Genomic DNA, 2,746 nt, shown 5'->3' on the forward strand with positions numbered 1-2,746 from the left:
CGATCCGTTAGGGGAGGCCCGAAAGGAAAAAAATTGCGATGCGCCACCAGGAAGTGACGCTCGACGACAAATTTCTGCTCACGGATGGCCGGGTGTTCATTACCGGCGTCCAGACGCTGCTCCGGGTTCTGATGGATCAGCACCGCCTGGATCAGGCGGCTGGGCTCCACACGGCAGGGTTCGTTTCGGGATATCGCGGATCGCCCCTGGGCGGTCTCGACCAGCAGGCCGCGCGGGCGGCCAAGTATCTCAAGACCGCCGAGGTGGTCTTCAAGGAAGGCCTCAATGAGGACCTGGCCGCCACCGCCGTTTGGGGCAGCCAGCAGGCCAATCTGTTCCCCGGCGCGCGCTACGACGGCGTCTTCGGCATGTGGTACGGCAAAGCCCCCGGCGTCGACCGCACCGGCGACGTCTTCAAACACGCCAACTTCGCCGGCGTGCACCCCAAGGGCGGCGTGCTCGCGGTGGCCGGCGACGACCACACATGCAAGTCCTCCACCCTGCCGTCGCAGTCGGAATACGCCTTCCAGGACTTCGAGATGCCGGTTCTCTCGCCGGCCGACGTGCAGGAGGTGCTGGACTACGGCCTGATGGGCATCGCGATGTCGCGCTTCTCCGGCCTCTGGGTAGGGATGATCGCCCTGGCCGACACCATGGACTCGGGCGCGACCATCGACGTCTCGCTCGCGCGCCACCGGTTCGTCACGCCCGAGAACTTCCGCATTCCCGCGGGCGGCCTCGGGATCCGTCTGAAGGACCAGCCGCTCGACAAGGAGCGGCGCCTGCGCACCCAGAAAATCCCGGCCGCGCTCGCCTTCGCGCGCGCCAACCACATTGACCGCATCATGCTGGGCGCCTCACGCCCGCGCCTGGGCATCGTCTGTCAGGGTCAGGCCTACAAGGACGTGATCGAGGCCTTCGCCGCCATGGGCATCACCCAGGCCGAGGCCGCCTCGCTGGGCGTCGCCATCTATAAGGTCGGCATGCCCTGGCCGCTCGAGCCCATGGGCATCCGCGCCTTCGCCGCCGGCCTCGAAACCCTGATGGTCATCGAGCACAAGCGGCCGCTGATCGAGACCCAGGCGCGCGCCGCGCTCTACGACCTGCCGGCCCACGCCCGCCCCGTCATCATCGGCAAGACCGACGAGAAGGGCGCCCCGCTGCTCTCGGAACTGACCTCGCTGTCGGTGGCCGAGATCGCGCTGGCCATCGCCGACCGCCTGCCGGCCGGCGGCCACATGGACCGCGTCTACGACTACCTGAACCGGGTGTCGGCCGCCTCCATGGCTGCGGTCACGCTCTCGGCCGACCAACAGCGCAAGCCGTTCTTCTGCTCGGGCTGCCCGCACAACTCCTCGACCCGCCTGCCGGAAGGCAGCCGCGCCCTGGCCGGCATCGGCTGCCACTACATGGCCAGCTTCAACGACCCGTCGACCGACCTGAACAGCCACATGGGCGGCGAGGGGCTTTCTTGGGTCGGCGCCTCGCCCTTCACCGACGAGAAGCACGTCTTCGTCAATCTGGGCGACGGTACCTACAACCACTCGGGCTCGCTCGCGATCCGCGCCGCCGTCGCGGCCGGGTCGAACATGACCTACAAGCTGCTGTTCAACGACGCGGTCGCCATGACGGGCGGCCAGGCAGCCGAAAGCGGCTTCACCGTCCCGCAGATCACCCGCCAGCTCGCCTCGGAAGGCGTGAAGAAGGTGGTCGTCGTGGCCGCCGAGCCCGAGCGCTACCAGGGCGTCACCGACCTGGCCCCCGGCGTCGAGGTCCGCCCGCGCAGCGATTTGATGAAAGTCCAGCGCGAGCTACGCGACACTCCCGGCGTGACGGTGCTGATCTACGACCAGGTCTGCGCCACCGAGAAGCGCCGCCGGCGCAAGCGCGGCAAGATGGCCGCCGCGCCCCAGCGGGTGATGATCAACCCGCTGGTCTGCGAAGGCTGCGGCGACTGCTCGAAGACGTCGAACTGCGTTTCGGTCGAGCCGCTGAACACCGAGTTCGGCCGCAAGCGGAAGATCAACCAGTCGACCTGCAACCAGGACTATTCGTGCTTGGACGGCTTCTGCCCCAGCTTCATCACGCTGGAGGGCGCCGAGAACGCCCATCGCGAAGCGATGCCGGCCCTGACAGCCGACGCCACCCCGCTGCCGACGTTCCAGGAACTGAAGGGCGTCCAGAACATCGTCTTCACCGGCGTGGGCGGCACGGGCGTCACGACCGTGGCCTCGATCCTGGCCATGGCCGCCCACGTGGACGGCCGCTCGGCCTCGGTTGTCGACATGACCGGCCTGGCCCAGAAGGGCGGGGCGGTGTTCAGCCACGTGCGCATCGGCGAGACCGAGACCACGGTGATCGGCGGCCGCGTACCCGCCGCCAGCGCCAACGTGCTGATCGCCTGCGACCTGCTCTCGGCCGCCGGACCCGACGCGCTCGCCCTCTACGCCAAGGACCGCACGGTCGCGGTCGGCAACGCCGACTTCGCCCCTACCGCCGACTTCGTGACGGACCGCGACGTCCGCTTCGACGCCGACGAGCAGGGCAAGCGCATCGCCGCCGCCACCAAGAGCTACGACGCCGCCCCGGCCAGCCACCTGGCCGAGAGCAGCCTGGGCGACGCGATCTACGCCAACATGATCATGCTGGGCTTCGCCTGGCAGAAGGGCGTGATCCCGGTCTCCAGCCGCGCGCTCTACCGGGCGATCCGCCTGAACGGCGTCGAGGCCGAGGCCAACCTCCAGGC

At 68.8% G+C, this 2,746-nt stretch carries 1 protein-coding gene; it reads left to right on the forward strand.

The features are described 5' to 3' along the window. Window positions 1–38 precede the first annotated feature (38 nt). A partial coding sequence (locus Q0L11_RS17935; protein WP_296599040.1) for an indolepyruvate ferredoxin oxidoreductase family protein occupies window positions 39–2,746 on the forward strand: 2,708 nt, incomplete at its 3' end.

Origin of the sequence: Phenylobacterium sp. (assembly GCF_024508875.1) — a bacterium.
Taxonomy (GTDB): domain Bacteria; phylum Pseudomonadota; class Alphaproteobacteria; order Caulobacterales; family Caulobacteraceae; genus Phenylobacterium.